General features: G+C 71.0%; 21 protein-coding genes. 7 read left to right on the top strand and 14 right to left on the bottom strand.

All coding sequences use genetic code 11. The features are described 5' to 3' along the window. Positions 1-82 precede the first annotated feature (82 nt). From ACWF7A_RS05795 to ACWF7A_RS05785, 3 genes are all read right to left on the bottom strand, one after another. The gene (locus ACWF7A_RS05795; protein WP_452249261.1) at positions 83-1,006 is read right to left on the bottom strand and encodes an ArsR/SmtB family transcription factor; all 924 of its coding nucleotides are present in this window, start codon (positions 1,004-1,006) and stop codon (positions 83-85) included. Between the two features lie 179 nt (positions 1,007-1,185). Next, on the bottom strand, positions 1,186-1,608 hold the full coding sequence (locus ACWF7A_RS05790) for a peptidase inhibitor family I36 protein (RefSeq protein ID WP_452249260.1): 423 nt from the start codon (positions 1,606-1,608) through the stop codon (positions 1,186-1,188). 133 nt (positions 1,609-1,741) lie between these two features. Beyond that, positions 1,742-3,187 (bottom strand): phenylacetate--CoA ligase family protein, encoded by a 1,446-nt coding sequence (locus tag ACWF7A_RS05785; protein WP_452249259.1) that lies wholly within the window; start codon positions 3,185-3,187, stop codon positions 1,742-1,744. 89 nt (positions 3,188-3,276) lie between these two features. On the opposite strand from ACWF7A_RS05785, the gene ACWF7A_RS05780 reads away from it, so the two are divergent. The 3 genes from ACWF7A_RS05780 (at position 3,277) to ACWF7A_RS05770 (ending at position 7,079) form a co-directional block, all read left to right on the top strand. Beyond that, on the top strand, positions 3,277-4,974 hold the full coding sequence (locus tag ACWF7A_RS05780; protein ID WP_452249258.1) for a choice-of-anchor B family protein: 1,698 nt from the start codon (positions 3,277-3,279) through the stop codon (positions 4,972-4,974). Between the two features lie 55 nt (positions 4,975-5,029). Then, positions 5,030-5,893, top strand: a complete 864-nt coding sequence (locus tag ACWF7A_RS05775; RefSeq protein WP_452249257.1) for a hypothetical protein — start codon at positions 5,030-5,032, stop codon at positions 5,891-5,893. Between the two features lie 73 nt (positions 5,894-5,966). Further along, a complete protein-coding gene (locus ACWF7A_RS05770) occupies positions 5,967-7,079 on the top strand; it encodes a glycosyltransferase (RefSeq protein WP_452249256.1) in 1,113 nt (370 codons plus the stop codon). Here ACWF7A_RS05770 and ACWF7A_RS05765 read toward each other — a convergent pair. The 6 genes from ACWF7A_RS05765 to ACWF7A_RS05740 are packed head-to-tail and all read right to left on the bottom strand — an operon-like array spanning position 7,051 to position 15,101. Next, complete coding sequence (locus ACWF7A_RS05765; RefSeq protein WP_452249255.1) at positions 7,051-8,328, bottom strand: cation:proton antiporter; 1,278 nt, start codon at positions 8,326-8,328, stop codon at positions 7,051-7,053. The genes ACWF7A_RS05770 and ACWF7A_RS05765 overlap by 29 nt on opposite strands. A gap of 16 nt (positions 8,329-8,344) precedes the next feature. After that, a complete protein-coding gene (locus tag ACWF7A_RS05760) occupies positions 8,345-9,640 on the bottom strand; it encodes a cytochrome P450 (RefSeq protein ID WP_452249254.1) in 1,296 nt (431 codons plus the stop codon). Continuing rightward, positions 9,634-10,629 carry an alpha-hydroxy acid oxidase gene (locus tag ACWF7A_RS05755; RefSeq protein WP_452249253.1) on the bottom strand — a complete coding sequence of 332 codons (996 nt, stop codon included), beginning with the start codon at positions 10,627-10,629 and terminating at the stop codon, positions 9,634-9,636. The genes ACWF7A_RS05760 and ACWF7A_RS05755 overlap by 7 nt, the downstream gene beginning before the upstream one ends. Next, positions 10,626-12,164, bottom strand: a complete 1,539-nt coding sequence (locus ACWF7A_RS05750; protein ID WP_452249252.1) for an NAD(P)-binding domain-containing protein — start codon at positions 12,162-12,164, stop codon at positions 10,626-10,628. Before ACWF7A_RS05750 ends, ACWF7A_RS05755 begins: the two co-directional genes overlap by 4 nt. Next, entirely contained in the window at positions 12,149-13,570 is a 1,422-nt protein-coding gene (locus ACWF7A_RS05745; RefSeq protein WP_452249251.1) for a class I adenylate-forming enzyme family protein, read from the bottom strand. Before ACWF7A_RS05745 ends, ACWF7A_RS05750 begins: the two co-directional genes overlap by 16 nt. After that, positions 13,557-15,101 carry an NAD(P)-binding domain-containing protein gene (locus ACWF7A_RS05740; RefSeq protein WP_452249250.1) on the bottom strand — a complete coding sequence of 515 codons (1,545 nt, stop codon included), beginning with the start codon at positions 15,099-15,101 and terminating at the stop codon, positions 13,557-13,559. The genes ACWF7A_RS05745 and ACWF7A_RS05740 overlap by 14 nt, the downstream gene beginning before the upstream one ends. 63 nt (positions 15,102-15,164) lie before the next feature. Here ACWF7A_RS05740 and ACWF7A_RS05735 point away from each other — a divergent pair, with 63 nt between their 5' ends. Next, a complete protein-coding gene (locus tag ACWF7A_RS05735; protein WP_452249249.1) occupies positions 15,165-16,661 on the top strand; it encodes an aromatic amino acid ammonia-lyase in 1,497 nt (498 codons plus the stop codon). Between the two features lie 7 nt (positions 16,662-16,668). Here the strand turns inward: ACWF7A_RS05735 and ACWF7A_RS05730 are convergent, their stop codons facing one another. The 5 genes from ACWF7A_RS05730 to ACWF7A_RS05710 form a co-directional block, all read right to left on the bottom strand. Further along, positions 16,669-17,907, bottom strand: coding sequence for a sensor histidine kinase (locus ACWF7A_RS05730; protein ID WP_452249248.1), 1,239 nt, complete (start codon positions 17,905-17,907; stop codon positions 16,669-16,671). Continuing rightward, positions 17,904-18,593: a response regulator transcription factor gene (locus tag ACWF7A_RS05725; RefSeq protein ID WP_452249247.1), complete on the bottom strand. Its 690-nt coding sequence runs from the start codon at positions 18,591-18,593 to the stop codon at positions 17,904-17,906. Before ACWF7A_RS05725 ends, ACWF7A_RS05730 begins: the two co-directional genes overlap by 4 nt. A gap of 202 nt (positions 18,594-18,795) precedes the next feature. Beyond that, positions 18,796-19,587, bottom strand: coding sequence for a glycoside hydrolase family 20 zincin-like fold domain-containing protein (locus ACWF7A_RS05720; RefSeq protein WP_452249246.1), 792 nt, complete (start codon positions 19,585-19,587; stop codon positions 18,796-18,798). A 34-nt stretch (positions 19,588-19,621) separates the two neighbouring features. Continuing rightward, the gene (locus ACWF7A_RS05715) at positions 19,622-21,319 is read right to left on the bottom strand and encodes a HAMP domain-containing sensor histidine kinase (RefSeq protein WP_452249245.1); all 1,698 of its coding nucleotides are present in this window, start codon (positions 21,317-21,319) and stop codon (positions 19,622-19,624) included. Then, positions 21,319-22,005 (bottom strand): response regulator, encoded by a 687-nt coding sequence (locus ACWF7A_RS05710; RefSeq protein ID WP_452249244.1) that lies wholly within the window; start codon positions 22,003-22,005, stop codon positions 21,319-21,321. The genes ACWF7A_RS05715 and ACWF7A_RS05710 overlap by 1 nt, the downstream gene beginning before the upstream one ends. Positions 22,006-22,085: 80 nt before the next feature. Here ACWF7A_RS05710 and ACWF7A_RS05705 point away from each other — a divergent pair, with 80 nt between their 5' ends. The 3 genes from ACWF7A_RS05705 to ACWF7A_RS05695 are packed head-to-tail and all read left to right on the top strand — an operon-like array spanning position 22,086 to position 24,999. Continuing rightward, entirely contained in the window at positions 22,086-23,129 is a 1,044-nt protein-coding gene (locus tag ACWF7A_RS05705) for a peptidoglycan-binding protein (protein ID WP_452249243.1), read from the top strand. Then, positions 23,126-23,833 carry an ABC transporter ATP-binding protein gene (locus ACWF7A_RS05700; protein WP_452249242.1) on the top strand — a complete coding sequence of 236 codons (708 nt, stop codon included), beginning with the start codon at positions 23,126-23,128 and terminating at the stop codon, positions 23,831-23,833. Before ACWF7A_RS05705 ends, ACWF7A_RS05700 begins: the two co-directional genes overlap by 4 nt. Next, the gene (locus ACWF7A_RS05695; protein ID WP_452249241.1) at positions 23,830-24,999 is read left to right on the top strand and encodes an ABC transporter permease; all 1,170 of its coding nucleotides are present in this window, start codon (positions 23,830-23,832) and stop codon (positions 24,997-24,999) included. Before ACWF7A_RS05700 ends, ACWF7A_RS05695 begins: the two co-directional genes overlap by 4 nt. The last annotated feature ends 17 nt before the right edge of the window (positions 25,000-25,016 follow it).

Genomic DNA, 25,016 nt, shown 5'->3' with positions numbered 1-25,016 from the left:
GCGACGGGCGTGCGTCCCAGCTTGCCGGAACGCACGCCCACGACCGCAACCACCTCTCCGGCGCTCCGGTCTCGCGGCGACCTCAGTTCTTGCCGAGCAGCGCCGACCCCAGCAAAGTGCGCTGGTGCAGCACGGAGAGCCCCTGCCTCTCCGTCGTCAGCAGCCCGGCCTCCCGCAGCACCGTCGTGTGCCGGCTGACCGACGACGGGGACGCCCCGAGCCGTTCCGCCAGCTCGGTCGTCGTCGCCCCGGCGCCGACCGCGGCCAGCACCGCCGACCGCGTGTTGCCGAGCAACGCCGCGAGCGCGCCCTGCTCACGTCGGCCGCTCGCGAGCTGCCGCTGCCACGTCCAGTCGTGGTGCAACGGGTACACCAACGTCGGCGGCAGCCCCGGATCGGCGAACGCGACAGGGGACCGGCGGCAGAAGTACGACGGCACCAGCCGCAACCCGCGCCCGTTGAGGTACAGGTCGCGGTCGTGCGCGTACTGGACCTCCAGCACCGGCGCCCGCCAGTTCATCAACGGCCACATGCCCCGCAGCAGTCCTTCCACGGTGCACGCGGCGCCGTTGCGGTGCACCCGATCGGTCTCGACGGCCTCGTCGATCAGATCGCCGTACGGCTCGATCACCTCGCGGTGGTAGCGGGTGAGCGACTCGGTGAGCTCCATCAGGGACTCGCCGTCTCCCGCCGCCAGCGGACGTGTCCACTCCGGTGTCGGCCGCACGCCGTCGAGCAGCCCGAACTCCTCTCGCAACCGGTGCCGGGGTGTGGACCGGATCGCGGCCAGCGCGCTGCCGAGTCCCTGCGCACCCTCGGGCGGTGTGAGGAAGTCAGGAAAGTACGGCCCCAGCGGAGCGAGCACGGACAGCATGCGGACGCCGGACGTGATCACCTGCCGGTCGCCGTTGCGGCGGACGTGCCGCAGCCACGGCTGCAACAACAACCCGCTGTCCAGCTCCGTCAGCCGGAGCCAGCTGAACACCATTTCCCAGAGCGGATCCACCCTTTCTGCTACCTGCGTACGCTCCAGATCACCGTTGGAAAAATGGATGCGCAACACAGCAACCTCCCCAGGCCAGGTCACCGCGCATAATGCTACTGGGCGTGTCGATCCGCCATTTCGCGCAACGAAAACCGGTCGCGGGACCAGGTCCCGCGACCGGTTTTCGTGCTAGGGCCGGATCAGCCGCAGCTGGTGCTGACCCACTGGTGCGAGCGGATCTTGTAGGTGCCGGCGAGGTCACCCTTCTTGCCCTGCTTCGTGCAGCCGATCGAGCCGTTGTAGCCGGTGTCGCGGTAGAACCTGACGCCCTTGGCGGAGGACGTGCCGCGGTTGTAGACGGACTTGACCTCGGTGTCGTACCAAGAACACTTGTAGGTCCCCGAGGCCCAGTCCGAGTCGGCCACGTCCCACATGCAGCGCTTGCCGGTGCCGCCGAAGTCGTTCCAGAAGCAGACGTTGCCGGTGTTGCAGGCCCAGGCCGCGAGAGCCTGGCCGGTCTCGGCGTCGTACGCCGCGCCCACGGCGGCGGCCTCGGTGACCGGAGCCTCCGCCTGCGCGCTCGGCGCCGCGAGAGCGACCGTGAAGAGCATGACGAGCGGCATCAATGCCGTCAGAATACGCCGAACGAAACTCAACGGATTTCCTCCCCAGTCCTGCAATCAATTCGAACGACGCCACTTTAAGCAGGTCGGGGAAGTTTCGAAAAGCTATTTCTCCGTGGCGCAAAAGCGCTTTTCACGCTCGTCGTGTGTACCTGTGTTTCACGCCCGCCGGGAAGTGCTCGGGATCGCCGTGCGGACGCAGCACCACCTCGGGAAGCTGCCGCTCCGCCGGGACGTAGTGCGCGTACTCGCTGTTGAGCCTCAGCAGCTGGACCTTGATCGCCTCGGCGATCGCCGCCGCGTCCGCCGTCGCGCCCGGCGCGGTCTCGACGATGATCCGCAACCGCCGGTCGCGATCTTCGTCCTCGACCGACTCGATCACGAACTTCCCCGTCACCACGTCGCTGATTCCGGGCTGTTCCAATCCGACGGTCACGTTCTCCGGATAGACGTTCGCGCCGAAGAACGACACGGTGAACAGCGACCGTCCGAACAGGAACACGAACGGCAGCTCCGGCCCGGGCGGGGGAGTGAACCCGTGCCGCGCGCAGTACGCGAGCAGCTCGGCGTGCCCGAGAACCCCGCCCTCGTCGGCGATCCGGTAGCGGACGAGCGGGATCCCGCCGTCCGCGGTGAACACCAGCGTGCCGTCGTGCACCTCGAAGAACCGGCTGGCCGGGTCGTACTGCACGAGCGTCGGCAGGCGCGAGTCGCCGAACACCTCCCGAGCGTGGTCCGGGTGGTCGGCGAAGAACCGGCGCACGGACGCGGACAGCGCCGTCTCGTTGCCCAGCACACCGGAATCCGCTGTGCCGTAAAGGGAAGCGACGTCGGCCGCCGGGTCCGCGATGCCGGCGCGGCGCGACACCAGGTCACGCCACTGCTCGCTGAACACCTCGCCGGCCAGCACCAGCTTGATCCGGTACGCGGCCCAGTCGACGCCCTCCGCGAGCCCGGTGTCGACCACGTCCTTCACGAACGGCGGGTAGCCCAGCAGCACGACCTGCTCGAAGTGCGGCGCGAGCTCGGGCAGCACCCGCAGGATCTCGGCCTTGTTGTTCCCCGGCGCCACCACCGTGATCGGGCACCCCTTGGCCGCGAGATGCCGCACGCACGCCTGCGTGAACAGCCCGCCCACCCACGTGCCGAGCGGGAAGCACACCACGGCCAGCGTCCTGCGCTCGTCCGCGTGGAACCCGTCCACCAGCACCTGCTCGAAGCGCCGTGCCACGTGCAGCTCGTCTTCGATCCCGCGTGGCCAGATCGTCGGCCTGCCGCTGGACCCGGACGACACCGCGATCATGTCGCAGTTCTCGAGCTTCCCGTCGCGGCAGAGCTCCGGCAGCGGGTAGCGGTCGTGGTAGCTCGGCTTGTCGAGCAACGGCAAGCGCTGGAAGTCCGCGAACGTCGTGATCGACGCGGGATCGATCCCGTTCTCGCGCAACAGCTTCCCGTACGCGGGCACGGTCGCGGCGGTGCGCTGGAACAGGTCGAGCACCCAGCTCTCCGACTTCGGCTCGGCGGCCGCGAAGAAGTCGTCGAACGCCTCGCGCACACGGGTCTGGCGGCTGCTGTCCATGGCCCGAGGGTATCGATCCGGCCGTCATTCCATCCGGACCAGACGAACGACGGTTCACGGGCAGTGCCCGGCACTTCTACCGTCTGTGGTTGACCGGGAACTCCCTGCTCCCCGGTCCGAAGGAGTCCAACTTCATGAAATCCCTGCGCATGGGGGCGCTGGCCGTCTTGACGGTCTCCGCGGTCGCCCTCTCGATGACGGGCGCCTCCGCCCATGATCCGAACACCGCCGAAGGACAGGCCGCCGCGAGGACGTTCCTCGCGGACCACGAGCCCGCCGCCCGCCACGCCGTCACCGGCCAGGCCGCCGGTGTGCCGTGCGTCGACGGCAAGGCCGACATCTACCCCTGCAAGAACGTGGACCTGCTCAGCGTCCTGCCCCTGTCCGCGATGGGCGGTGGCAACGGCAACGACATCTGGGGCTGGACCGACCCGTCCTCCGGCAAGGAGTACGCGATCGTCGGCCGCACCAACGGCACCGCGTTCGTCGACGTCAGCACGCCCACGGCGCCGAAGTTCCTGGGCAACCTGCCCTCCAACGGCGGCAGCAGCTCCTGGCGCGACATGAAGGTCTACAAGGACCACGCCTTCATCGTCGCCGACTTCATCACCGGCCACGGGATGCAGGTGTTCGACCTGACCCGCCTGCGGACGATCACCACGCCTCAGACGTTCACGGCTGACACCCTGTACAAGGAGTTCGGCCCGGCGCACAACATCGCCATCAACGAGGAGACCGGGTACGCGTACGCGATCGGCTCCAACACGTGCAGCGGCGGCCCGCACATGGTCGACATCCGCACGCCGAAGTCGCCGAAGAACGCGGGCTGCGTCGCTCAGGACGGCTACACGCACGACAACCAGTGCGTGATCTACCGCGGCCCGGACGCGACCTACCGCGGCAGGGAGATCTGCTTCAACTCCAACGAGGACACGCTGACGATCGTCGACGTGACCGACAAGGCCAAGCCGGTCCAGATCGTGCGCAAGGCCTACTCCGGCGCGCAGTACTCGCACCAGGGCTGGCTGACCGAGGACCAGCGCTACTTCCTGCTCGACGACGAGCTCGACGAGTCGCGCGGCACCGACAAGCGCACCAAGACCTACATCTGGGACCTCGCGTCGCTGGCGAACCCCGTGCACACGGGCGTCTACAACTCGCCCGCCACGGCGATCGACCACAACCAGTACATCAGGGGCAAGTACTCCTACCAGGCCAACTACCAGGCTGGCCTGCGCATCCTCGACGTCAGCAACGTCGCGTCGGCGCAGCTGACCGAGGCCGGCTACTTCGACATCTACCCGGCGGCCAACGAGGCGAAGTTCAACGGGGCGTGGAGCAACTACCCGTACTTCGCCAGCGGCATCGTCCTGGTCAACGGCATCGAGCAGGGCCTGGTCGTGGTCAAGCCCAACCTCGGCGCCGTCGAGCCGCCGCCCACCGGTGGCAAGTTCGAGAACACGGCCGACGTGCAGATCCCGGACAAGGGCGCCGCGGTGACGTCGCCCGTCTCGGTCTCCGGCGTGCCCGGCAAGGCTCCGTCCGCGCTGAAGGTGAACGTCGACATCAAGCACCCGTACCGCGGTGACCTGGTGATCGACCTCGTCGCGCCCGACGGCACCTCGTTCCGCCTCAAGGGTTCCGGCAACGACTCCGGCGACAACGTGGTGACCACCTACACGGTCAACGCCGCCGCCGAGGACGCCGCGGGCACCTGGCAGCTCAAGGTGCAGGACGTCGCCAGCTCCGACGTCGGCTACGTCGACGCCTGGAGCCTTCAGTTCTGACCCTGACGCGGGTGGGCGGTCCCCGGGCCGCCCACCCGCGCCGCGAGGAGTTGTCATGCGCAAGCTGAGCATCACCGACTGGTTCTTCGTCCTGCTCGCCGTCGCCGTGGTGGCCGGAGGCGGGGTCATGGTGTTCGCCAGGTCCGCACCGCCGATGCAGCACCAGAACATGGGCGCGGTCGTGCCCGCCGCGCACAGCGACGGACTGTCCGATGTGGAGAGCGGCTACCGCTTCGAGCCGGTCAGCACGCCCGGCACGCGGGGTACGGCGGTGCCGGTGGCGTTCCGCATCCTCGACAGCGCGAACAAGCCCGTCACCAGGTTCCTCGACAACCAGACCAAGCAGATGCACTTCTTCTCGGTCCGCGAGGACATGGCCGTCTTCGAGCACCTGCACCCGGTGCTGGACGGCGACACCTGGCGCACCACGGTGTCGTTGCCCGACGGCGGCGTCTACCGGATGTTCGCGGAGTTCGTGCCGCTCGACACGGCGGACCCCCGCCACCCGGTCGTGCTCGGCGTGCCGTTCAGCGTCCCCGGCGACACGACCATCGCCGCGGTGCCGGCCCCGTCGGACGGCATCACGGCCACCGACGGCTACACCCTCGTACGCGTGGACCAAGGCGAGCTCAAACCCATGAGCGCTCACACGTTGCGCCTGTCGATCCGCGCGCCGGACGGCACGCCCGTGAGCTCGCTGGAGCCCCACCTCGGCGCGAACGGGCACATGACCGGCTTCCACACCATGCTGCTCTCCGCCACGCACCTGCACCCGGTCGAGCTGGCGGGGATTCCCCTGAACAACGGCGAGCTGAGCTTCCAAGCAGTGTTCGCCGACCGGGGCGAGTACCGGCTGTTCCTGGAGTTCGTGCACGGCGGCCAGCTGCACCGCGCCGCGTTCACCGTTGGTGTTGTTTGACTCTATTGCTTCAGTGTTGACTGAACTAAGTGTTCGGCGCGGTTCTCAGGAAAAGATCGTTAGCTTGGACGAGGTGCGCATCCTCTTCTCGTGCCGCCCCGCCTACGGCCACCTGTTCCCGCTGGTCCCACTGGCCAGGGCGGCACAGCGGGCCGGCCACGAGGTCGTGTTCGCGACCGGTCCGGGTTTCGTGGAGAAGGCGCGGGAGCTGGGCTTCGAGGCGCACGCGTCCGGCATCTCGATCGCCGAGGCCGAGGCGGAGGCCCGCAGGACGCACGGCGACGCGGACGTCCCGCGGCTGCTGATCACGATGTTCGCGGACCTGGTGCCACGGGCGACGGTCAGGGATCTCGGCGCGCTCCTTCCGCGGGTCCGGCCGGATCTGGTCGTCTACGAGCAGAGCGACGCGGGCGCCGCGAAGGCCGCGCGCGACGCCGGGATCCCGTTCGTGTCGCACGTGATCGGCCGCTCGTTGCCGCCCGCGATCCAGGAGAGGGCCGCGGGGGAGATGGCGTGGATGTGGGACGGCACCGAGCCGGCCGACCTGATGCTGGGGGACGTCGTGGTCGACCTGTGGCCGGACGTCGTGCGGGACCCGGTCGTCGCGGCGCTGCCCACCGTGCTGCGGATGCGGCCGTCGGCGTTCGACCTGGACGTGCCGATGCCGGAGATCGACAGCACGAAACCGTTGGTGTACCTGACCCTGGGAACGGTGTCGCACACCGCGACGGAGGTGTTGCGGCAGGCGATGGACGGCCTTGCGCGGCTTCCGGTGAGCGTGCTGGTCGCCTTGGGCCCCGGCGCGCCGCCGGAGGACGTGCCGCCCACTGTGCGGGTCGCGGGGTTCGTGCCGCAGGCGGAGGTGCTGCGCAGGGCTGATCTCGTGGTGCACCACGGCGGGACCGGAACGGTCCTGGGCGCGCTGGCGGCGGGCCTGCCGCAGCTCGTGCTGCCGCAGGGCGCGGACCAGTTCGTCAACGCCGACGTGCTCGCGGAGTCGGGCGCGGGCGCGAAGCTCGTGGGGCCGGAGATCACCGCCGACGCCGTCGCCGCGGCGGCGGGCCGTCTGCTCGACGACCCGGCCGCGCGGGAGGTGGCGGACAGGGCCCGGTCCGAGATCGCGGACATGCCGGACCCCGCCGCCGTCGTTCAGGAACTCACGGAACTGGTGCGGGAGAGGGTTTGACGTCGGCGCCCGCCTCCAGGTGGTCGGGCAGCGACGCGCGGTAGATCGGCATCGCCGCGGCGGTGGTGACGATGGCGACCGCGACCAGGATCGCGAACATCTCCGGAGTCACCAGGTCGTAGGCGAGGCCGATGTTGATGAAGATCAGGATCATCAGCCCGCGCGCGTTCATCAGGCCGCCGACCGCCGACGCGTAGCGCCAGGAGTAGCCCTGCGCGCGGACCACGAGGCCGCAGCCGAGGTACTTGCCGGCGAACGCGGCCAGCATGATCACCGCGAGCGGGAACCACAGCGCGCCGCCGGAGCCGAAGCCGTCGATGCGGGTGTTGAGGCCGCTGAACGCGAAGAACACCGGCAGCAACAGGATCGAGTTGAGGTCGGAGAGCTTGGTCTCCAGCTCGTGGCGGACGACCTTCGACTTGGGCATCGCGAGGCCGGTGATGAAGCCGCCGAACACGGAGAAGACGCCGATGTAGTCGGTGTACCAGCCCGCGACCAGCACGATCAGCAGGATGACCGCCACCATGTCGCGGCTGAGCCTGCCGTCGCGCTCGGCGCGTTCGCCGAGCTTGGCGAGCCACTTGCGGCCGAGCGTGAGCATCAGGCCGGCGAAGATCGCCGCACCGAGGATGGTGCGCAGGGCGCCGGACGGGCTGCCGGACGTGCCGACCGCGATGATCAGCGCGAGGAACGCCCACGCCACGGCGTCGTCGATGGCGGCGGCGACGAGGGTGAGGCCGCCGATGGGGGTGTTGGCGATGCCGCGTTCCTGCAGGATGCGGGCGAGCATGGGGAACGCGGTGATCGAGAGGGCGCCGCCGACGAACAGCACGAACACCCACAGGCTCGATCCCTCGGGGCTCAGGGTGTCGAAGAAGATCACCGCCGCGCCCGCGCCGAGCAGGAACGTCGGCACGATGCCGGACACCGCGAGCACGGACGCCTTGCGCGCGTTGGCTCCGGTGGTGAGTCCGTGGTCCAAAGAGGACCCGACGAGGAACATGTAGAACGTGAGGCCGATCGTGCTGAGCACGTAGAGGGTGCTCTTGACGTCGGCGGGGAAGAGCTGGGCCTGGACGCCGGGTGCGACGGCACCGAGGAGCGCGGGGCCGAGCAGGACGCCGGCGACCATCTCGCCGACGACCCTGGGTTGTTTGATCAGCATGGCGAGGCGCCCGCACACCGTGGTGGCGACGAGGACGACCGCCAGCGCGGCGAAGACCTGCAGCGCGAAGTGGATCTGGTTCACCGGGCATCTCCTGGGATCAGTGCCGGACCGGGCAACCCTGCGTGTCGTGCGTGTCGAAGTAGCGCCCCGCCAGGCGGAGCCGGTGGGCGTGCAGCACCATCGCGGTGCCGAGGACGAGCTGGGCGACGCTGCGCCAGACGTCCTCCCACCGGTCCCGCACGCGCATCAGCGTCAGCCTGGACCGCGGCGCGGGGCCGTCGCGGACGAGAAGGCACGGTCCGCGGCTGGGCAGGGAGCGGGTGTGCGTGACGGTGGAGTGGAGCGTGACGCGGCGCAGGACCTCGCGGGCGGACGCGCGCATGACGACGGGGGAGAGGCGCCACGCCGGGCAGGGGCGGTTGGCGGCGACGCCGAACGGGATGTGGTGCTCGCGGCGGGCGCCGGTGTTCTCCCAGCGGCCGGGGTCGAACTCGTCCGGGTTCGCGTAGCCGGTGGCGTGGTAGGCGGGATAGCTGAAGCACAGCACCGATCCCGCCGGGAACGACGTGTGCTCGTCCAGCACGATGTCCGCGGTCGTGATGCGGTGGGCGATGCCGAACAACGGGTAGAGCCGGAAGGTCTCGTCGAGCACGTGGGCGAAGTACCTGTCGTCGTTGACCTTGCTGGCCGCCGTGGGGTGCTGAGCGAGGGCGAGCAGCAGGTGCGTCATGGCCTCGGCCATCTGCACGACGGCGGTGTTGAAGTAGGTGCCCTGCAGGTAGTGGACCTGTTCGGTCTCGGACAGCGTCCCGGGCAACGGGTGCCGGACGTCGGCGAGCCGGACCCGCAGGTAGCGGGTGAGGCGGGCGCGGCGGGAGGGATGCCGCAGACCCGTGCACTTCAACGAGGTCACGACGTCGGTGGCGTGGTCGACGATGAGGTCGCGGGCGTGGCGCGGGCACGGTTCGGCGAACACGAGCTCGTAGAAGTACTCGGCCCACACCGGCATCATCAGCTCGCGCAGCCGCACCGCCGTGACGCGGCCGGCGAGCACCTCGTCGAGCACCTTCGCGGTGCAGCGGGTGGCGGCGGCGGACAGTTCGGCGCTCGTCCCGGAGAGGAAGGCGCGGGTCGCGCGGGCCACGTCGTCGTAGCGGGGCCCGGCCTCCAGGTGTTCCTGGTGGACCTCGGGGCCGGGGGAGAGCCAGTACCAGAACAGGTCCGAGAGCCCGGCGCCCTTGCTGCGGCCGTTCGCGGCGGGGTGGCTGTAGAGCTCCTGGAAGCGGTCGGGGCCGACCTGGTCGTTGGGGAAGGTGATGGCGTTGTCCCCGTTGACCTTCTCGAACACCTTGGCGCGCAACGCGACCACCCGTTCGGGCAACCAGCTCAGCACCGGGCCACCACCATGTCGCGGGTCAGCTCGCCGCCGCAGAGCGCGAGGACGTGCCGGAACTCGTCGCGCAGCACGTCGAGCACGCGCCGCACGCCCTGTTCGCCGTCCGCCGCCAGTCCCCACAGGACGGGTCTGCCGATGCCGACGGCCGATGCTCCGAGTGCCAGTGCCAGCGCGATGTCGCCTCCACCGCGGACGCCGCCGTCGAGCACGACCGGTACCCGTCCGGCCACGGCGTCGACGACGGCGGGAAGTGCGTCGAGCGACGCCGGTACGAGGTCGAGCTGTCGTCCGCCGTGGTTGGACACGACGATGCCCGCCATGCCGTGGCCGACGGCGGTCACCGCGTCCATCGGGTGCAGGATCCCCTTGACCCACAACGGGAGCGAGGTCATCTCCCGCAGCCGGTCGAGGTGGTCCCACGAGATCGCCGCGGACATCTCGATGTCGCGCAACGGCACCCCGGCCAGGTCGCGCATGTTCTCCGCGGCGAGTCCGGCGGGCAGGTCGTGGAACCCGTGCGCGATGTCCCGCCGGTGCCGGCCGAACACCGGGGAGTCGACCGTGACCACCAACGCCGTGCAGCCCGCCTGTTCGGCGCGCCGCACCAGGGCCTCCGTGACGTCCATGTCGGGCTGGACGTAGAGCTGGAACCACACCGGCCCGCTCGCGGCCGCCACGACGTCGGCGACGGGCACGGTCGAGGCCATGCTCGACACGAGCACCGTCCCGGCGGCGGCCCGCGCGGTCGCCAGCTCGCCGTCGGGGTGGGCGAGCCGGTGGAACGCGGTCGGCGAGACCAGCACCGGGAAGTCGTCGGGGACCTCCTTGCCCCGCAACACCCTCGGTAGCAGGGCGAGGCGCCGGAACGCGGCCTCGTTCTCCGCGAGCACGACCTCGTCCCCGACCCCGCCCGCGAAGAAGTCGTAGTGGACGGGGTCGAGCACCGCGCGTGCCTTGTCGTGCAGTTCCGCGAGCACCGGGTTCACCGCAGGTACTCCCGCAGCGGGGCCTTGTGGACCTTCTCGCTGTCCCACTCGTTCTCGAGGTTCTCGGTGACGTGGTGCTCGTCGACGAGCACGCCGCCGCGGAACCGCCGCACGACCGGGTGCAGGTAGCGGCCGTCGAGCCCGCTGGTGTCCTCCTGGGAGTTGCGGCCCGCGGTGATGTCGAACGGGTTGACCTTGTCGTGGTCCTCGCCGTACTCCAGCGTCACGGTGAGGTACGACTCGACGTCGCCGAACTCACCGCGTTCGACGGCCTCGTGCAGGTGCGCGACGGGTACCTCCTCCAGGTACCGGACGGTGCCGTCCGCGCCGGTCAGCACGACGTCGGCGAGGAAGCCGAACAACTGCCACAGCGCTGAGGTCCGGTTGACGCGCTCGATGATCGCCTCGGTGACGTCCTCGACGGACCGGCTGGGCCAGTCGACGCCGTGGTAGCGCTGTTCGGTGATCCGGTGCAGTGCGCGGACGCCGTAGCGGAAGCCGTGGATGAACCCGCTGGTCGACTTCTTGAAGTCGCGCATCTGCGTGATCGTGCCCGCGAAGAACAGGTCGGGGACGTTCACCGACTCCCACGCCGCCGTCTGGTCCGGGAAGCGCGACTTGATCGTCAGCCGCGGGCGGCACTCCGGTGCGAAGATCGAGGCGTCGAACCGGAACCCGGTCGCCAGGATGACCCGGTCGTACCGGATCTCCTTCACCACCTCGTCGACCCGCTGGAAGCTGACCTTCACGAGGTAGCCGTCGCCGTCGCGGCGGATGCCCTTGACGTGCCCGTCCAGCAACGCGTTCTGCGACTTGAGCTGGTAGGTGTCGAGGAAGTTGTTGTTCACGGCCCGCAGGTGGCCGACGAAGTGCGTCTGCCACGCGAGCTTCAGCGACCCCGGCCCGGCGACGTGGATGACCGACGTGGTCTCCATGAGCGCGTCGGCGGTCTCGAACGCCGAGTTGCCGCGCCCGATGATCAGCACCCGCTTGTTCACGAAGTCCTGCGGGTCGACGGAGACGTCGTAGTAGTGCTCGGCGTGTTCGGCGCCTTCGATGTCCGGCACGTACCGCTGCGACACGCCCGTCGCGACGATGACCCGCTTCGCGCGGTAGGTGCCGCCGTGCTGGTCGCGCACCACGAAGTCGTCCGGCCGCGTCACCGACACGACGCGGGTGTCGTAGCGGACCGGCAGGTCGTTCTTGACCGCGAAGTCGCCGAGGTAGCGGACCATGTCGTCGGCCTGGGGGAAGTAGCGCGGGGTGTAGCCGGTGAACAGCAGCGCGGGATCGTCGGACAGCAACGAGTTCCAGTCGACCCGCAGGTTCAGCTCGGGGTCGTCCCAGCCGGTGTAGATCTTGTTGATGGAGATCAGCTGCCGGTGCCGGGGGAAGCGGGTGAAGAACGTCCCCGCGGACTGCCCCGCCTCCAGCACGAGGTGCTCACGGCCATCCTGTTTGAGCAGGTGGGAAGCCTGCAGGCCCGCGGGGCCCGCGCCGATCACCAGACACTCGGTCGTTACCTCGCTCGACACGACGTTCTCCTTAGCTCGCGCTTGTCGGGTTTGCCGCTGGGAGCGACGGGAGGTTCGGAGATCGCGGTGACCTTCGCGGGGGCGCAGGCCGCGCCCAGCCGTCCGGTCACGAGCGTCCGCAGCTCTTCCAGCTCCGGGACGCGGTCGGCCTTCGGGACGACGAACGCGTGCACTGCCTCGCCGGTGTCGTCGTCCGGCACGGCGACGACGTAGGCCTCCGCGACGTCGGGGTGTTCCGCGAGCACCTGCTCGATGGGGCCGACGTGGTGCAGGTTCGCGTAGACGATGACGACGTCCCTGGCCCGCCCGGTGAGCCGCAGGTAGCCGAAGGCGTCGAACCGGCCGAGGTCGCGGGTGCGGACCCAGCCGTCGACGAACACCTCGGCCGACTCCTCGGCGTCACCCCAGTACCCGCCTGCCTGGCCGGGGGTGCGGACGAACAGCTCGCCGTCGCGCAGCTCCACCTCGACCGGCGGTCTCCCCACCGTGCCGGGGGGATCGTGCGGTGTGGCCATGGAGATCATGCCGGTCTCGGTCTGCCCGTAACCGTGGAACAGCACGGGTCCCAGGACTTCCAGGGCTTCGCGGTGCCGTTCGGGCGTGAGGGGAGAACCGGAGACCAGCAGGGCCTTCAGCGTTCCCAGGTCGGCGGGGTCGCGTTTCTGGGAGGCGACGAGCTTCGCCAGGCCCGGCACGGTGATCACGCGTGCGGTGGCCCCGAGGTCGGTGATCGCGGTGGCCGGGTTCTCCGCCACGACGATCGTGCCGCCGGCGGTCAGGGTGAGGGCCGCGTACTCGAACATGACCTGGCTCGACAGCGATCCGAACACGAGGTAGCGGTCGAGCCGGGTCGCGAGGTCCTGGATCGCCGGTGGCCAGGCTTCCGGGCGCGCGGTCCAGGCGTTGGTCATGGAGGCGTAGGTCTGGGCGCAGGCCTTGGGGGTGCCGGTGCTGCCGCTGGTGTGGAGGAGGCGGGCGACGTCGCCGGGGCGGCCGTCGCAGCGCAGGGGATCGGGGGAGTGGCGGAGCAGGTCCGCGGTGGTGAGGGCCGGCGGGTCGTCCGGTGCTCCTGCCCCGTCCCTCACCACCGCCTTGATCTCCAGCCCGAGCAGGTGCCTCACCTGGGCCTCGGTCAGCCCCGGCCGCACCCCCACCACCCGCGCCCCCACGGCGTGCCCGGCCAGGATCGTCGCGAAGGCCTCGGTGTTCACCCCGAGCAGCAACGCCAGGCCGTCACCGGGCCCGATCCCGTTCGCCCGCAACCCGGTCGCGATCCGCGCCGTGAGCGAGAGCATCTCCGCCCCGGTCACCATGCGGGTGCCGTGCTCGAACACCGGCCGGTCCACCGCGGCGGCGAGCACGTCGAGCAGCGCGCGCGGGAACTGCCCGGTGTCACGCGCCGGCAAGGCATTCCTTCACGAACACCGCCAGCGGCTGCTGGTGCACCTCCGGCACGTCCCAGTGGTTCTCCAGGTTCTCGGCAAGGTGGTGCGTCGCGGCGAGCACGCCGTGGCGGTAGTAGCGGACGACCGGGTGCAGGTAGCTCGCGTCGGCCGCGTTGAAGGCGTCGTTCTCGGCCACGCGCGGGATGCTGATGTCGAACGGGTCGACCGTGTCGTGGTCCGGCCCGTACTCGAGCGTCGCGACGAACCGGTGCTCCGCCGGGCCGAGGCCGCCGTCCGCCACGAACGCGACCGGCACCTCCTCGGTGTGGCGCGCGGAGCTCCCGGTGACGCTCACGACGTCGCCGATGACGGCGAACTGCTGCCACAGGCACGAGGACGTGTTGACCCTGGCGACGACCGCGTCGCCGATCGCCTCGGGTGACAGCTCCAGATCGGTGCCCCGCCAGTCGACGCCGTGGTTGCGGGCGCTCAGGACGCGGTGCAGCGCGCGGGCGCCGTAGCGGAAGCCGTGGATGAACCCGCTGGTCGACTTCTTGAAGTCGCGTGACTGCGTGATCGTGCCCGCGAAGTACAGGCCGGGGATGTTCACCGACTCGAACGCCGAGGTCAGCTGCGGGAAGCGGTCCTTGATGACCAGCGCCGGCCGGCAGTCCTCCGCGAAGACCGAGGAGTCGAACCGGAAGCCGGTGCACGCGATGATGCGGTCGTACTCCAGTTCGCGGACTTTCTCGGCCGTGCGCGCGTAGCGGAACTGGATGCGGAAACCGCCTTCGGGCCTGGGTTCGATGTTCTCGACGTTGCCGTCGATGACCGCGTTCTCGCTCTTGAGCTGGTAGGTGTCGAGGAAGTTGTTGTTCACCGCCCGCAGGTGCCCGACGTAGTGCGTCTGCCAGGCGAGCCTCACCGAGTGCGGGCCGGCGACGTGGATGACGGCGGCGTGCTCGACCAGGGCGTCGGCGGTCTCGAAACCGGAGTTGCCCTTGCCGATCACGAGCACCCGCTGCCCGGTGAACGACTCGGGGTCGGTGTCGAAGGTGTCGTAGCGCTCGGCGTGCTCGATGCCGGGGATCGGCGGCACGTAGAGCTGCGAGACCCCGGTCGCCATCACGAGGTTCTTCGCGTGCCACGTCTGTCCGCTGTGGTCCTGCGCGACGAACCCGTCGTCGTCACGGGAGATGCGCGTGACGTCGATGTCGTAGTGGATCTTCAGGTTCGCCGCGCAGTCCTGGAGGTAGCGGACGATGTCGTCGGCGTCCGGGAAGTACCGGGGCGTGTAGCGGGTGAACAGCAGCTCGGGGTCGTCGAGCAGCAGCGAGTTCCAGTCCATCCGCATCCGCTGCTCCGGGTCGGTGAACCCGGTGTGGACCTTGTTGATCGAGATGAGCTTGCGGTGCCGCGGGTAGCGGGTGAAGAACGTGCCGGCCCCGCTGCCGCGCTCGAGGACGGCGTAGTCACGACCGTCCCGCTCGAGCAGCGCCGCGAGCTGCAACCCGGCCGGTCCCGCGCCGATGATCAGGTAGTCGTGAGCCATGGACGGGGAAGCTACCCACGCGATCTCAGAACTCTCTGAGATCGGCTGCCTACCGTCCGTCCCGTGACCACGACCGCCTCAGACACGTCCGTGGACCTGGGTTCGCCCCTGACTCCCGCGCACCTGCGACGCTCGTCCGCACCACTGGACGTGCTCGTCGGCTCCGGCGTTCTCGACCGCGTCGAACGGGGCCGCGCCTACCTGCGCACGGTCCTCGCCGACGACGAGCGCCCGGTGTACGGCGCGAAGACCGGATTCGGTGCCCTGGTGGGCTTCGCGGGCAGGTCCTCCGAGGCCGACCAGTGCGACAACACCCTGGCACACCTGGGCGCGGGCCAGGGCCCCGACCTGCCCCTGGACGTCGCCAGAGCCGCGCTGCTGGTGCGCACCTGGTCGCTGGCCCAGGGCCTGTCCGGCGTGTCCGCGCACGTCGTCGAGGGCCTGTCCGCGATGTTCGCGACGACGTTCGTCCCGGCCGTCCCGCGCTACGGCTCGGTCGGCGCCAGCGGCGACCTCATCCCGCTCGCCTACGCCGCCCAGGCACTGCGCGGCCGCGGCCACGCCTACCTCGACGGCGTCCGCCTCCCCGCCGCCGAAGCACTGACCTCGGCCGGCCTCACCGCGTTGCAGCTCGACGGCCGTGACGCCCTCGCCCTGGTCAACGGCACCTCCGTGACGACCGCCGCCACCGCCCTGGCCCTGTCGTCGGTCCGCGCCTCCCACCGCGCCCTGGCCGACCTCACCTGTCTGCTCGTCGACGTCGTCGGCGCCGACCCCGGCTTCACCGACCACCGCCTGATCTCCGCGTTCGGGCACACCGGCGCCGTCACAGTGGCGTCTTGGATGCGCTCCATGCTCGACGGCACGACACCGAGCGGCCTGCGCGCGTTGCAGGAGCCGTACAGCATCCGCTGCTCACCCCAGCTCCTCGGCGCCGCGGAGGACGCCCTGCGCTACGTCGACAGCGTCGTCGCCGCGGACCTGGGCGGAGTCAGCGACAACCCGCTGTTCTTCCCCGAGGACGACCTCGTGGCCCACGGCGGCAACTTCTTCGGCCAGCCCGCCGCCTTCGCCGCCGACGTCCTCGCCATGGTCACCGCCTCCCTGGGCAACCTCGCCGAACGCCAGCTCGACCTCCTCGTCGACCCGGCCCGCAACACGGGCCTGCCCCCGATGCTCGCCGCCGGACCAGGTCAGCAGCACGGCTTGCAGGGCGTCCAGCTGGCCACGACCGCGTTCGTCGCCGAGATCCGGCGCGGGGTGCTGCCGGCCAGCACGCAGAGCCTGCCGACCAACCTGCACAACCAGGACGTGGTGCCGTTCGGCACGCAGGCGGCGTTGCGCGCGTACGACCTCGCGGAGTTGCTGCGGCTGCTGTGCGGCTCGCTCGCCCTGGGGCTGCGGCAGGCCGTGCACGTCGGGGGCCGCCGGCCGACCGCGCCCCGGTGCGCGGCGTTGCTGGACGCGCTGGCGTCGGCGATCGAGCCGGTGGATCCGGACCGGCCGCTCGACGTGGACGTCCGGGTGGCGGCGGAGGTGGTGATCGACGGGCAGTGGTGACGAGACCTCACGGGCAGGCGCTGGCGATCCGCTCCCGGACCGTCGGCGCCGCCCCACCCACCGGAATCCGCAACGTGAACCGAGCCCCCACCCCGGGCCGCCCCACCGCGGACACCGTCCCCCCGTGCCCGGTCACGATCTCCCGCACCAACGCGAGCCCCAGCCCGAACCGCCCCTCCCCGGCCCCGCGGTGGAACCGCTCGAACAACCGCCCCGCCTCACCGGCCTCGAACCCCTCCCCGTTGTCCGCCACCACCAGGGAGACCACTCCGTCGCCGCCACGCACGCTCACCGAGATCCGCCCACCCTCGGGCGTGTGCCGGACGGCGTTGGCCAGCAGTTCGTCGACAGCCCGCCGCAGCCCGGTCTCGATCCCGTGCACCACCACCGGGTGACCGGGATGGTCCAGCGTCAGGGTGATCCGGCGCTCGGCAGCACGTTCGGTCTCGCCGACGACCGCGGCCTCCGCTACGTCCGCCAGGTCGACGGGTCTGCCGAGGCGCTGGTCGAGCTGTGCCGACTCCAGCAGGTCGTCCACCACGTCGGCGAGCCCTCGGATCGACCTGGCCAGCGCGTCGAGGTCGGTGCGCTGGGCGTCGGGCAGGTCGACGGCGGCCGCGAGCAGCTGGGCGCGGAGGTAGGCGCGGGCGATCGGGGTGCGGAGCTCGTGGCTCGCGTCGGTGACGAACCTGCGTTGCCGGGCCAGCGCCTCCGCCAGCGGGCCCACTGTGCGGCGGCTGACGCCGAGGCCTATCAAGGCCGCGACCACGAGGCCGCAGACCAGTGCGATCGCCAATGCCTGCAGGAGGTTCGTGCGGTCGGCGAGCTGGTAGCGCAGGTCGAACACCGCCTGCACGGTCGTGCCGTCCGCGCCCGGTGCCGTGAGCACCATGTACTCCGTGCCGTTCGCCACGACGTCACGGGGCACCGAGGCACCCGACCTGTGCACCGCGTCGATGTCGCCGCGCAGGGGGAACCCGTCCGGCACCTCCAGCGGCCCCTCGTGCAGCACGCCGTCCTCCAGCACGAACACCCACGCGCACCGGGGCGCGATGCCCGGCACGCCGTACTGGGCGTTGTACCGGAGCTCGCGCGACACCTGGGTCTCCTGGGCGTGCGCCATGACGGTGTACGCGATGGCGCCGACGAACGCGATCATCAGCGTGATCGCGAGGCCCACCAGCACGCTGACCCTCAGCCGCGCCCGCCTGATCTCGGCGCGTTCCGCCTCGGCCCACGACCTCACAGCGCCCCCAACCGGTAGCCGATCCCCTGAACCGTCTGGACGACCGAACGCCCGACCTTCGACCGCAGGTAGTGCACGTAGGTGTCCACAATGGACTGCGAGGGCGCGTCGCAGAACACCGTGCGCCGCAACGCCGCCCGCGTGTGCACCGTCTCGGGGTGGGTGGCGAGCACCCGCAGGAGCGCGAACTCCCTGGTGGTGAGCGGAATCTTCTCACCGTCGGGGAGCACGACCTGGTGTTGTTCGAGCTCCAGGCGGCCGGCGCCGATGCGCAGCACCGCGGCCAGCTGCACGGCGCGCCGGCACAGCGCCCGCAGTCGTGCGGTCAGCTCGCCCAGGTCGAACGGTTTGGCGAGGTAGTCGTCGGCGCCGGCGTCGAGGCCGTCGATCCTGTCGTGCACCGACCCCATCGCGGTGAGCATCAGGGTCTGGGTGCGCACGGACCGGGAACGCAACCGGGACACCAGGTCCAGCCCGTCGACCGCCGGCAGGACGCGGTCGATCACGACCACGTCGTAGGGGTGGGTCAGGGCGAGGTGCAGACCGCGCTGCCCGTCGAAGGCGACGTCGACTTCGTAGTCCTCACCGCGCAACACCGCGGCGAGCAGCTCCACCAGTTCGCGGTCGTCGTCCACGAGCAGCAGCCGGAAGCGGGGGGCCGGCCGCGTCTTCGAGGAGATCCGCACGATGACAACGATCGCACCGCGCACGGCGCCGAACCAGGACGCACAGCCAACGGACAGCTCGGCCGCCGGACCGGGAACGCCGGGGGCGGCGGAAGTTCCCCGGTCGCACGGCTTCGCCGCCCGCCGGGCCCCGGCTGATCAAAGATAAACATGTGAAGCCGGTCGTCGCGTGACCTGCGATCACGCGACGACTGTGAACGAGCTACCAGGCGGGTGCCACGGCGGAGATGGTGCGCAGCTCGCCGACCCAGCCCGCGGTCGCGATGGCGCGCAGCACGTCGTCGCCCTCGGCGAGCGTGCCGTGCGGGCCCAGGACGGCCGCGTCCCCGTCGTGCCAGCGCACCGGCAGTTTGCCGTGCCGTTCCAGCAGACCGGCGAACTTCGTCGTCAGCTTGGCGGTACCGATGTGCACCCAGCGGCTCGGGAACAGCTCCAGCAGCTCGATCGTCGCCGGGCTCAGCTCGGGCACGACGGTGATGCCGTGGTCGCGGCCGTACTCGACGAGATCGCGCAGCGCGTCCGCGTCGCCGTCCGGGAACACGTGCAGCACGTTGAGCTTGTAGGCGGCCATCCGGTCGATCGCCCTGCGCATCTCGGCGGGTGCCAGCAGCGCGCTCGACACACCGCGCCACGCGAACGCGGGGGAGTCGCGCAGGTCGGCCGCGCGGACCGTGCCGTCGCGGGTCATCAGCTGCCGGAACGACTGCACACCGTGCCGCAGCCCGGCCTGGGTGCCCGCGCGCAGCATGATGGCGTCGTTGCTGACCAGCAGCGCGTACCCCTCGGGGCCGAGTCCGCGCATCGCCGGGTCGTGCGACACCATCAGCATCCCGTCGGGCGACTCCGCCAACAGGTAGCCGGTCTCCCGGAAGACGTGCTCGCGCAGCATCGCGGCCGCGGTGCGCGCCTGCCCGGTCACCCGGACGGTCACGTCTTCGGTCAGTACGAACGAGCCCGTGCGACGGGGCGCGCTCGAGGGCATGGGAACAATCACCGGTTTCCTCTCCAGCGAACTAACGCTGGGTGTATCAGGTGAGTTCCGGCAATCGGACGCGGAACGTGGTTCCGGTGCCTGTCGTGCTGGTCACATCGACCGATCCGGCGTGCGCCTCGACGAGCTTGCGGACGATCGCGAGGCCCAGCCCGCTGCCGCCCGTGCTGCGGCTGCGCGACTTGTCCGCGCGCCAGAACCGGTCGAACACGTGGGGGAGGTCCTCGGCCGGGATGCCCGAACCGGTGTCCGCCACCGTGATCACGACCTCGCCCTCCCCGGACGTGGCCTCGACCGCCACCGAGCCACCGGCGGGCACGTACCGCAGCGCGTTCGCGACGAGGTTGTCGAGGATCTGCCGCAACCGCAGGGCATCGGCGCGCACGACCAGCGACCGGTCCGCCGACACCGTCAGCGTGACGCCCGCCTGTGCGGCACGGACCTCGTGCGCCGCTTGGACCTGTTCCAACGCCGACGCGACATTCACCCGTTCGAGCGTCAGGCGCAACGAGCCCGCGTCGGCGACGGCGAGGTCCTGCAGGTCGTCCACGACGTGCTGCAGCACGAGCGCCTCCTTGAGCAGCAACGTGATCAGCGCCGGGTCGAGGTCGCTCACCCCGTCCTCGGCCGCCTCCAGCCAGCCCCGGATGTTGCTCAACGGCGTCCGCAGCTCGTGCGCCACGTCGCTGACCATCGCCTTGCGCGCCTGCTCCAGCTGCGCCCTGTTCGCCGCCATCGTGTTGAACGCCCTGGTCAGTCCCGCGATCTCGTCCTGCCCTCGCACCGGCACCGGCGCGATGTCGCCCCCGGCGGACAGGTGCTGGGCGGCCGCGGTCAACGCCCGCAGCGGCCGGGTGATCCGCGCGCCCGCGAACGCCGCCACCCCGACCGCGGCCAGCAGCACCGCCGCCGCGGCGCCCACGACCTGCCCGCCGTTGCCGGACAACGAGATCGCGGCGGTCGGCGGGCCTGTCGGGTTCGTCAGGTACAGCAGGGCCGGCGGCGCCACGTACGGCGCGAGCTGCTCCTTGCGCGACGCTGCCACGCACTCGGCGACGGCCGGTTCGTCCGGTGGCGGCGCCCCACCCGACTGCTTCTGGGCGGGCGTGTAGTCGGGGTCGAGGTCCGTCGGGGGCAGCGAGCGGCGCGCCAGGCAGGCGTTGACGAGGTCCTCGAGGTCGAGCAGCGCGTAGAAGTCGGCGGCGGTGTCGAACGGCAGGTCCCGCTCCCGGCAGTCCAGCCGCGTCTGCTCCTTCTTGACGAGCCGCAGGCAGAACAGCGTTCCGGTCGGGTCCTCGCGGTCGCGGAAGTCGATCGGCGTGCGGAACGGCCCCAGCACGCGCTCGTCGATCCGGTCCGCGGGCGCGCCGGGCACCAGCACCGGGTCGACCGCCAGCGGGTCCACCACCGCCGCGGCCCTGGACGGCAGCTCGCCGCCGTCCCCGCCCCGATCCGCGACCGTGCGGCCGTCCTTGGTGACGAGCACGACGCGGCGGCCGGGATGCTCGCCCACCAGCGACTCGACGTAGCCGTCCACTTCGGACCAGTCGCGGTGCCCGGCCGCGTAGGCGAGCAACGTCGCGTAGATCCTGTTGTCCGAGGCCAGTTCCCGGCCCTGCTCCCGGGCGATCGACGCCTTCGTCAGCTGCGTCGCGAGCCACGCCGTCGCGGCGATCGAGCACACCGCGATCAGCACCACGACCACGAGCAGCCGGGTGAAGACGCTTCGGCGCATCAGCGCGTCCCGGCCGTGAGCTTGTAGCCGATCCCGTACACCGTCACGAGATGTGCGGGCGTGCGCGGATCGGTCTCGATCTTGCGACGCAGGTTCTTCACGTGCGTGTCGATCGTGCGGGCGGTCAGGAAGCTGTCGATGCCGTGCATCCGCTCCAGCAGCTGCTCTCGGCTGAACACCCGGTCCACTTCGGACGCCAGCACCTCCAGCAACCCGAACTCGCCGGGCGTGCACTCGACCAGCACGTCGCGCACCCGCACCTCGTGCCGCAGCTGGTCGACCACGATCGGCCCGACCTCCAGCATCGGCCTCGGTGCCCGCACGGGCAGCCGGCGCAACAACGTCCGCACCCGTGCCACCAGCTCGCGCGGGCTGAACGGCTTGGTCATGTAGTCGTCCGCGCCGATCCCGAGCCCGTGCAGCAGGTCGTCCTCGGTGGACCGCGCCGTCAGCATCAGCACCAGCACGTCCGACGAGGCCCGCAACGCCCGGCACACGTCGAGGCCGCCGAGGCCCGGCAGCATCAGGTCGAGCACCACGAGAGCGGGCCGGTGCAGGCGGACCACGTCGAGCGCGTCCCGTCCGTCGTGGACGACCAGCACCCGGTGGTGGTCCTGTTCCAGGTAGCGGCGCACCAGCTCGGCCTGGTTCTCGTCGTCCTCCGCGACCAGGATGAGAGCGCTCACCCGGCCGATCATAAGGACGCCCTCGGCCCGATCACCGGTTCGACACAGGATCCTCACAAGTGCCTCCGAAGATCCACGGCATGCGCAAGACAGTCATCGCGGCCTCGGCGCTCGCCGTGGTCGTCGCCGCCACCGCGACCGTGGTCCTGGTGGTGCGCGGCCGGCCCGCCGAGCCCGCCGCGGCCCCACCACCGGCGGTCAGGACCACCACCGTGAGGAAGGGGGACCTCACGAACACCCGCACCCTGCAGGGCCAGCTCGGCTTCGGCGCCGCCCGTACCGTGAAGAACTCCGCGGGCACCGTCACGAAGCTGCCCGGTGCCGGGCAGACCACTGAGCTGGGCAAGGAGCTCTACCGCGTCGACGACCAGCCGGTCGTGGTGTTCATCGGCGCCACACCGCTGTTCCGCGCCCTCGACGCGCCGGGGCTGAAGGGGTCGGACGTCGCCGTCGTCATGGACAACCTCGCGGCCCTGGGCTACAAGGTCGGCACGCGCCCCAGGGAGGCGGCCAAGGCCGAGTTCACGCCGCTCGTGGCCGAGGCGCTCAAGAAGTGGCAGAAGACCCTCGGCGTCGAGCAGACCGGCACCCTCGCGCCCGGCCGCGTGCTCGTGCTCGACCGCCCGATGCGCGTCGGCACCGTGAAGGCCCAGCTCGGTGACCCGGCCACGGGAGACCTGTTCGAGCTCACGCCCACCACCCGTCTCGTCACGCTGCAGGTGCCGGTGAGCGAGGCGGGTGTGCTGAAGACCGGCCTGCCCGTCACGATCGTGCGCCCCGACACCACACCGGTGCCCGCCAAGGTGACCTCGCTGACCCCGGTCGCGACGCCCGCCGAGAACGGCGGCGGGCCGAAGGTCGACGTGGTGATCACGCCCGACGACCCGGCCGCGGTCGGTGATCTCGACACCGCCCCCGTGCGCCTCACCGTCACCACCGAGAGCCGCACCGGCGTGCTGACCGTGCCGCTGGCGGCGCTCGTGGCGTTGAAGGAGGGCGGTTATGCCGTGCAGCTGCCGTCGGGCGGTCTGAAGGCCGTGCAGACCGGTCTGTACTCGCAGGACAAGGTCGAGATCTCCGGTGACGGAGTGGTGGACGGCCTGGAAGTGGTGACGGCCCAGTGACCCCGGTGCTCGCCCTGCGCTCGGTGACCAAGCGGTACCCCGGCGGCGTGACGGCCCTCGACGACGTGTCGTTGCAGGTCGGCTCGGGAGAGCTGCTCGCGATCGTGGGACCGTCCGGCTCCGGCAAGTCCACCCTGCTGCACCTCGTCGGCACCCTGGACCTGCCGTCGTCCGGCACGGTGGAGATCGACGGCCAGGACGTGTCCCGCCTGCCCGACCGCCGCCTGTCCGCGTTGCGCGGCAGCAGGCTGGGGTTCGTGTTCCAGCAGTTCCACCTGTCCGACGGGCTGTCCGCGGTGGAGAACGTCGCGACCGGCCTGCTCTACGCCGGCGTGCGCCGCAAGGACCGCCGGGGGATGGCCGTGGAGGCGTTGCACCGCGTCGGCCTCGGCCATCGCACCGACCACAAGCCCCAGCAGCTGTCCGGCGGCGAACGCCAGCGCGTCGCCATCGCCCGTGCCGTCGTGAACGACCCGTCCCTGGTGCTGGCCGACGAACCGACCGGGGCGCTCGACACCGCGAACGGCCTGGCGGTGCTGGAGCTGCTGCGGGACCTCAACCGGCAGGGCACCACCATCGCGTTGATCACGCACGACCGCGACATCGCCGCGTCGCTGCCCCGCCGGGTGGAGCTGCGCGACGGGCGGATCGTCGCGGACACGGCCGACGCGACCGTCCAGTTCTCCAGGATCGGGGAGCGATGACCCGCCTCTCGCCCGTGGACCTGCTGTCCGTCGGCTCGCTGGGCATGCGCACCCGCAGGCTCCGCGCCGCCCTGTCCGCGCTCGGCATCGCCCTGGGCATCGCCACCGTCGTGGTCGTCACCGGCATCCCCGCCTCCAGTCAGCAGGCCCTGCTCGACGAGCTCACGGCCCTGGGCACCAACCTCCTGCGCGCCCAGCCCGTCCAGCGCCAGGACGACCCGGTGCTCCTGCCGGAGTCGTCGGTGGCGATGGCCCGGCGCATCGGCCCGGTCACCGCCGCCGCGGCCGTCGCCAACACCCACACCCGAGTCCGCCGCAACGACCTCCTCGACCCCGGCCACAGCTCCGACATCACCGTGCTTGCCGCCACAGCGGGCCTCCTGGACACCGTGAACGGCCACGTCCGGAGCGGGGAGTTCCTGCCACGTCCCGACTTCCCGGACGTCGTGCTCGGCCACGTCGCCGCCCAGCGCCTGGGCATCCCCGAGGTGGGCGAACACCCGGCGGTGCTCGTGGGGGACCGGTGGTTCACCGTGACGGGAGTGCTCGCCCCCACGCCCCTGGCGCCCGACATCGAACGCTCGGTCCTGGTCGGCTGGGACGCCGCCCGCACCCAGCTCGGCTTCGACGGCCATCCCACGGTCGTCTACGTGAAGGCCCGCGAGGAGTCCATCGAGGACGTACGGGCGATCCTGCCGGCCACCCTCCACGGCGAGGTCCCGGGCCTGGTGCAGGTGAGCCGCCCCTCCGACGCCCTGGCGGCCAAACGCGCCACCCAGAACACCTACAGCGCCCTGTTCCTCGGACTGGCGGGCATCGCCCTGCTGGTGGGCGGCGTGGGCGTGGCGAACACGATGGTGATCTCCGTGCTCGAACGCCGCAGCGAGATCGGCCTGCGCCGCGCCCTCGGCGCCACACGAGGCCACATCCGGGCCCAGTTCCTCACCGAGGCGGTCCTGCTCTCCGGCCTGGGAGGCCTCGCGGGCACCGCACTGGGAGCACTCGCGGTGGCGGGTTACGCCACCCTGCACCGCTGGCCGCTCGTCCTCCCGCTCGAAGTACTGGCCTCGGGCGTGCTCGCCGCGTTCGTCGTGGGCGCCGCCGCCGGCCTCTACCCCTCCCTCCACGCCGCCAGGCTCACCCCGACGCAGGCGCTCGCCGCGTGACGAAAGGAAACCCGACG

It is taken from the genome of Lentzea sp. NPDC055074 (genome assembly GCF_053608005.1).
This window is presented reverse-complemented; position numbering and strand designations above follow the sequence as displayed.